General features: G+C 53.2%; 12 protein-coding genes and 1 pseudogene. All 13 read right to left on the bottom strand.

Annotation, left to right across the window (positions count from 1 at the left end):
* Positions 1–18: 18 nt before the first annotated feature.
* Positions 19–525 (bottom strand): peroxiredoxin, encoded by a 507-nt coding sequence (locus tag B9Z35_RS09755; protein WP_108283477.1) that lies wholly within the window; start codon positions 523–525, stop codon positions 19–21.
* A 91-nt stretch (positions 526–616) separates the two neighbouring features.
* Positions 617–886 (bottom strand): 30S ribosomal protein S17, encoded by a 270-nt coding sequence (rpsQ, locus tag B9Z35_RS09760; protein ID WP_104796790.1) that lies wholly within the window; start codon positions 884–886, stop codon positions 617–619.
* 9 nt (positions 887–895) lie between these two features.
* Positions 896–1,090, bottom strand: a complete 195-nt coding sequence (rpmC, locus tag B9Z35_RS09765; protein WP_100147416.1) for a 50S ribosomal protein L29 — start codon at positions 1,088–1,090, stop codon at positions 896–898.
* Between the two features lie 17 nt (positions 1,091–1,107).
* Positions 1,108–1,524: a 50S ribosomal protein L16 gene (gene rplP, locus B9Z35_RS09770; protein ID WP_108283478.1), complete on the bottom strand. Its 417-nt coding sequence runs from the start codon at positions 1,522–1,524 to the stop codon at positions 1,108–1,110.
* 2 nt (positions 1,525–1,526) lie between these two features.
* Positions 1,527–2,414 carry a 30S ribosomal protein S3 gene (gene rpsC, locus B9Z35_RS09775; protein ID WP_108283479.1) on the bottom strand — a complete coding sequence of 296 codons (888 nt, stop codon included), beginning with the start codon at positions 2,412–2,414 and terminating at the stop codon, positions 1,527–1,529.
* Positions 2,415–2,429: 15 nt separating this feature from the next.
* On the bottom strand, positions 2,430–2,759 hold the full coding sequence (rplV, locus tag B9Z35_RS09780; RefSeq protein ID WP_100133886.1) for a 50S ribosomal protein L22: 330 nt from the start codon (positions 2,757–2,759) through the stop codon (positions 2,430–2,432).
* Between the two features lie 9 nt (positions 2,760–2,768).
* Positions 2,769–3,047, bottom strand: coding sequence for a 30S ribosomal protein S19 (gene rpsS / locus B9Z35_RS09785; protein ID WP_108283480.1), 279 nt, complete (start codon positions 3,045–3,047; stop codon positions 2,769–2,771).
* A 10-nt stretch (positions 3,048–3,057) separates the two neighbouring features.
* Entirely contained in the window at positions 3,058–3,882 is an 825-nt protein-coding gene (gene rplB, locus B9Z35_RS09790) for a 50S ribosomal protein L2 (RefSeq protein WP_104796793.1), read from the bottom strand.
* 2 nt (positions 3,883–3,884) lie between these two features.
* A complete protein-coding gene (gene rplW, locus B9Z35_RS09795) occupies positions 3,885–4,199 on the bottom strand; it encodes a 50S ribosomal protein L23 (protein ID WP_108283481.1) in 315 nt (104 codons plus the stop codon).
* On the bottom strand, positions 4,196–4,816 hold the full coding sequence (rplD, locus tag B9Z35_RS09800) for a 50S ribosomal protein L4 (RefSeq protein ID WP_104796795.1): 621 nt from the start codon (positions 4,814–4,816) through the stop codon (positions 4,196–4,198). Before rplD ends, rplW begins: the two co-directional genes overlap by 4 nt.
* The gene (rplC, locus tag B9Z35_RS09805; protein ID WP_108283482.1) at positions 4,816–5,481 is read right to left on the bottom strand and encodes a 50S ribosomal protein L3; all 666 of its coding nucleotides are present in this window, start codon (positions 5,479–5,481) and stop codon (positions 4,816–4,818) included. The genes rplD and rplC overlap by 1 nt, the downstream gene beginning before the upstream one ends.
* A gap of 184 nt (positions 5,482–5,665) precedes the next feature.
* The gene (rpsJ, locus tag B9Z35_RS09810) at positions 5,666–5,980 is read right to left on the bottom strand and encodes a 30S ribosomal protein S10 (protein ID WP_019426908.1); all 315 of its coding nucleotides are present in this window, start codon (positions 5,978–5,980) and stop codon (positions 5,666–5,668) included.
* A gap of 13 nt (positions 5,981–5,993) precedes the next feature.
* Positions 5,994–6,343 (bottom strand): annotated as a pseudogene (tuf, locus tag B9Z35_RS09815) (elongation factor Tu); the annotation flags it as partial.

A 6,343-nucleotide genomic window follows, 5' to 3' on the forward strand; every position in this document is an offset into this window, starting at 1 on the left:
TTTTTGTTTTGTAAACGATTAAGCTTTTGCTTGTGCCAGCAAAGTCTCAGCGTTGCTCACTTCGAACTTGCCTGGTGCTTCAGCGTTCAAAGCAACGACTTTTCCGTCTTTGACGAGCATCGAGTAGCGATCGCTACGCACGCCCATGCCCTTAGCCGTCAAATCCAACACCAAGCCAGTGGCTTTAGCGAAGTCTGCACTGCCATCGCCCAGCATGCGCACTTTGCCATTGGTGTGTTGGTCACGTGCCCATGCACCCATGACGAACGCGTCGTTGACGCTCACACACCAAATTTCATCAACGCCCGCAGCCTTGAATTCGTCGTGCAATGCCACATAGCCTGGCACATGCTTGGCCGAACACGTAGGCGTGAATGCGCCTGGCAATGCAAACAAGGCAATGGTTTTGCCTGCAGTTGCTTTGGCCACGTCTACAGCGTTCGGGCCGATGCTGCAGCCTTCACCTTCGACCTCTGAGTACTCCATCAGGGTGGTGTGTGGCAGGGTGTCTCCAACTTTGATCATGATGTCTCCAATAAATGACGTTACAAAAACAAAAACGACCCACATTGTGGGTCGTTTTCTTTAGCCTTGCAGGACCGAAGTCCTTTGGTATTTAAACCGCAGCAGCTTTCTCAACCAAACGGGTCGCAACCCAGTTTTTGGTTTTCGAAATTGGCTTGCTTTCTGTGATCTCGATCATGTCGCCCAAGTGGTATTCACCTGTTTCGTCATGTGCGTGATACTTGCTCGACTTAGCAACAATTTTGCCGTAGAGGGCGTGCTTCACACGACGCTCCACGAGCACTGTCACTGTTTTAGCGCGCTTGTCGCTAACCACCTTGCCAATCAAGGTGCGTTTGAGGGATTTCTTAGCGTCCGTCATGTTCACTCCTTACTTGGCGGCTTGCTTTTCAGCAAGAATGGTTTTTGCACGTGCAATGCTGCGACGTGTAGAACGCAGTTGTGACGTGTTGTTGAGTTGTTGCGTACCTTTTTGCATGCGCAAGCCAAAGTGAGCTTTTTGCAACTCTTTGACTTCAGCTTCGAGGCCGGCAACGTCTTTTTGGCGCAGTTCAGCAGCTTTCATTTCTTATTTCTCCTGAATTACTGGCCGATCATGCGAGCCACAAAAGTGGTACGCAAGGGCAACTTTGCAGCGGCCAGACGGAATGCTTCACGGGCCAACTCTTCAGGGACGCCTACGATTTCGTAGAGGACCTTGCCGGGTTGGATCTCAGCCACGTAGTACTCGGGGTTACCTTTACCGTTACCCATACGCACTTCAGCAGGCTTATTGGAAATCGGCTTGTCAGGGAACACACGAATCCAGATACGGCCGCCACGTTTGACGTGACGAGAGATCGCACGACGTGCGGCCTCGATCTGGCGGGCCGTCAGACGGCCGCGATCGGTGGATTTCAGACCGAAGTCACCGAATGCAACTGTGTTGCCACGTGTTGCGATGCCGGTGTTGCGGCCTTTTTGCTCTTTGCGGTATTTACGGCGTGCTGGTTGCAGCATGCTTATTCTCCTGTTCCGTCCGCAGCCGTGCCAGTGGATGCGGGCGCGGCAACCTTGCGGACGCGCTTGACGGCAGTTTTAGGGGCATCAGCGGCTTCAGCGGGTTTATCGCTGCCATCCGTTGGTGCGGCATTGGTCCCTGCTGGGCGACGAGCGCCTGAGCGTGCGGGACGATCGCCGGTTGGGCGAGCGTCACGACGAGGACCGCGAGGACGACGCTCTTCTTCAGCACGGGGCTCAGCAGCGGCCGGCAGGTCGTTACGACCCAAGGTATCGCCTTTGTAAACCCACACTTTGACACCGATGATGCCGTAAGTGGTTTTAGCTTCAGAAGTTGCGTAATCGATGTCTGCACGCAGGGTGTGAAGTGGCACGCGACCTTCACGGTACCACTCGGTACGTGCGATCTCGATGCCGTTCAAACGACCTGCCGACATGATCTTGATGCCTTGAGCACCCAGACGCATGGCGTTTTGCATAGCGCGCTTCATAGCGCGGCGGAACATGATGCGTTTTTCGAGCTGTTGAGTGATGCTGTCAGCGATCAATTGAGCATCGATTTCAGGCTTGCGCACTTCTTCGATGTTGACTGCGACTGGCACGCCCAAACGAGCTGCGAGTTCTTTCTTCAAGTTCTCGATGTCTTCGCCTTTTTTGCCGATCACCACGCCTGGACGAGCCGAGAAGATGGTGATGCGTGCGCTTTTAGCGGGACGCTCGATGAGAACGCGAGAGACAGAAGCGTTTTTCAGCTTGGCCTTGAGGTATTCGCGCACTTTGATGTCTTCGGCCAGCATGCCAGCGAAGTCATTGTTGCTTGCGTACCAACGGCTAGCCCAGTTGCGGCTCACTGCAAGGCGAAAGCCTGTGGGGTGGATTTTTTGTCCCATATCTTCCTATACCTTTCAGTTACCGACTGTCACGTAAACGTGACAGGTTGGCTTGCTGATACTGTTACCGCGGCCTTTGGCGCGGGCAGTGAAACGCTTGAGCGTGGCGCCTTTTTCGACGTAGATGGTTTTCACCTTCAACTCGTCGATGTCTGCACCGTCGTTGTGTTCAGCGTTAGCAATCGCAGATTCCAAAACTTTCTTAACGATGCCCGCAGCTTTTTTCTGCGTGAATGTCAGGATGTTCAGAGCCTGGTCAACTTTTTTGCCGCGGATCATGTCCGCGACCAAACGGCCTTTGTCGACCGACAAACGGACGCCCCTAAGGACTGCACGTGTTTCCATGGTCTTTCCTTATTTCTTCTGGACTTTTTTGTCCGCGGGGTGACCTTTGAAGGTACGAGTCAGAGCGAATTCGCCCAACTTGTGACCCACCATTTGGTCAGTGATATACACGGGCACGTGTTGCTTGCCGTTGTGCACAGCGATGGTCAAGCCGATGAAATCGGGCAAGATCATGGAACGACGTGACCAAGTTTTCACTGGCTTTTTATCTTTAGTTGCGATGGCCTTGTCGACCTTGGCAACCAAATGATGGTCAACAAACGGACCCTTTTTGAGAGAGCGAGTCATTTGTTACCCCTTACTTTTTACGACGCGACACAATCATGACTTGTGTGCGTTTGTTGTTACGGGTACGGTAGCCTTTTGTCAGGTTACCCCATGGGTCAACTGCATGACGGCCTTCACCGGTGCGACCCTCACCACCACCGTGTGGGTGATCCACTGGGTTCATAGCGACGCCACGCACTGTTGGGCGAATACCCATCCAGCGCTTGACACCAGCTTTACCCAATTGGCGGAGGCTGTGTTCTTCGTTTGCAACTTCACCGATGGTGGCGCGGCATTCGATATGGATCTTGCGAACTTCACCAGAGCGCATACGCACTTGAGCGTAAGTGCCTTCACGAGCCAACAAAGTGGCCGATGTACCAGCTGAACGCGCGATTTGTGCACCAGCACCTGGCTTCAACTCGATACAGTGAATGGTTGAACCCACTGGAATGTTGCGGATTGGTAAGGTGTTACCTGCACGGATCGGGGCTTCCGAACCGCTGAGCAACGATGCGCCAACTTCCAAGCCACGTGGAGCAATGATGTAACGACGCTCGCCGTCTGCGTAACACACCAAAGCGATGTGTGCCGTACGGTTTGGATCGTATTCAATGCGTTCCACTTTCGCAGGGATAGCGTCTTTGTTACGCTTGAAATCCACAACGCGGTAGTGATGCTTGTGACCACCACCCTTATGACGGGTAGTGATGTGACCGTTGTTGTTACGACCCGATTTTTGGTGCTGGGGTTCCAGCAACGGAGCGTAAGGTTCACCTTTGTGGAGGTGATCACGGGTAACTTTAACGACGCCACGTTGACCGGGCGACGTAGGTTTCATCTTGATGACTGCCATGATTAAGCGGCCTCCCCAGAGATGCTCAGCTCTTGACCAGCTTTCAGGGTCACATAAGCTTTGCGAACGTTGTCGCGACGGCCCATGGACTTACCAAAACGCTTGGTTTTGCCTTTTGTGTTCACCACATTCACGCCTTGAACTTCAACCTTGAACATCAATTCCACTGCGGCCTTGATTTCTGGTTTAGTAGCGTTTTGCAGCACCTTGAATGTCACAACGTTGTGCTTCTCTGCAACCATGGTGGCCTTTTCGGACACGACGGGAGAGACCAACAATTGCATCAAACGACCTTCGTCAAATTTGTGTGCGCTCATGCGAACATCTCCTTGAGTTGGTCCATGGCACCCTTAGTCACGAGGACTTTACGGTAGTGCACCAATGACAGTGGATCGGCATAACGAGGCTCAACCACCAACACGTTTGGCAAGTTGCGTGAAGCCAAGTACAAGTTGTCATCAACTTCCTCGGAGATCACCAACACTGACTCAAGGTTCATCGCCTTGAATTTAGCTGCCAACAATTTGGTTTTAGGAGCGTCAACCTTCAAAGACTCAACCACAGCCAAACGACCTTCGCGGGCCAATTGGGACAAGATCGAAGCCATACCAGCACGGTACATCTTCTTGTTGATCTTCTGTGTGAAGTTCTCGTTAGGCATGTTCGGGAAAATGCGACCGCCGCCACGCCACAGAGGCGATGACGTCATACCAGCGCGAGCGCGGCCGGTGCCTTTTTGCTTGAACGGCTTCTTGGTGGAGTGCTTAACTTGCTCACGGTCTTTTTGGGCACGAGTGCCTTGACGCGCGTTAGCTTGGTAAGCGACCACGATCTGGTGAACCAGATCTTCGTTGTATTCACGACCGAACACGGTTTCAGGTGCGTCGTACTTAGACGCAGCTTGACCTTGGTCGTTCAGGAGTTCGACTTGCATCAGTTCGCTCCTTTAGCTTTGACGGCGGGATGCACAGTCACGAAGCCGCCTGCTGAACCAGGCACAGCGCCTTTGATCAACAACAGTTGGCGAGCTTCGTCGATGCGAATCACGTCGAGGTTTTGTGTCGTCACGATGTCGTCGCCGAGGTGGCCAGACATGCGCTTACCGGGAAACACGCGACCTGGGTCTTGTGCCATACCGATAGAGCCAGGCACGTTGTGCGAACGGCTGTTACCGTGCGACGCGCGCTGTGACTTGAAGTGATGACGCTTGATGGTGCCAGCAAAGCCTTTACCGATGGTTGTGCCTTGCACGTCCACCTTTTGGCCCACTGCAAACACATCAGTCACAGGCACAGTAGCGCCAGCGGCGTACTTAGCTGCAACATCAGCAGTCACGTGGAATTCTTTGATGATTTCACCGGCTTCGACGCCTGCTTTCGCAAGGTGTCCAGCCATTGGCTTGGTCACGCGAGATGCCTTGCGTGAACCGAATGTGACCTGCAAGGCCACATAGCCGTCGTTTTCCTGGGTTTTCACTTGGGTCACGCGGTTGTTGGACACATCCAACACCGTGACAGGGATCGAATCCCCATCATCAGTGAACAGACGCATCATGCCCACCTTGCGGCCCAGCAATCCCAAACGGATGCTTTGACTCATTGTTTTCTCCAAAACTCTCACCGCAACCACTTCAATTGGCAGTTACGTTTTTGCGTGAAAGACGGTTGATAAATCTCCGTGCAAATTGCACAGAGTCCGCGAGTATATCGCGAAAACCGCGCCAAGAGCAACTACTCTTTGGCGCGGGGGCTGGAATGGGCTTTTGGCCCACCCCAAAGTTGCATTACTGCAACTTGATTTCGACGTCCACGCCCGCTGGCAGGTCGAGTTTCATCAAGGCGTCAACTGTTTTATCAGTTGGGTCCACGATGTCCATCAAACGCTGGTGGGTACGGATTTCGAGCTGGTCACGGCTGGTCTTGTTGACGTGCGGTGAACGCAAGATGTCAAAACGCTTCATGCGTGTTGGCAAAGGCACTGGGCCTTTGACAATCGCGCCGGTGCGCTTGGCAGTGTCAACGATCTCAGCAGCAGACTGGTCGATCAATTTGTAGTCAAACGCCTTCAGGCGGATGCGAATCTTTTGCTTCGAGGACATTTAAATTCCTCGATTAAGCAATGATCTTGGCAACCACACCAGCGCCAACTGTCTTACCGCCTTCGCGGATAGCGAAGCGCAAGCCTTCTTCCATCGCAATGGGGTGGATCAACTTCACAGTGATCGACACGTTGTCACCAGGCATCACCATCTCTTTGCCTTCTGGCAACTCGATAGCACCAGTCACGTCAGTCGTACGGAAGTAGAACTGTGGACGGTAGTTGTTGAAGAATGGTGTGTGGCGGCCGCCTTCGTCTTTAGACAACACATAGATCTCAGCTGTGAAGTGAGTGTGTGGCTTGACTGAACCTGGCTTGCACAGCACTTGGCCGCGCTGCACGTCTTCGCGCTTTGTACCGCGCA

This window comes from Limnohabitans sp. Jir61 (assembly GCF_003063545.1).
Taxonomy (GTDB): domain Bacteria; phylum Pseudomonadota; class Gammaproteobacteria; order Burkholderiales; family Burkholderiaceae_C; genus Limnohabitans.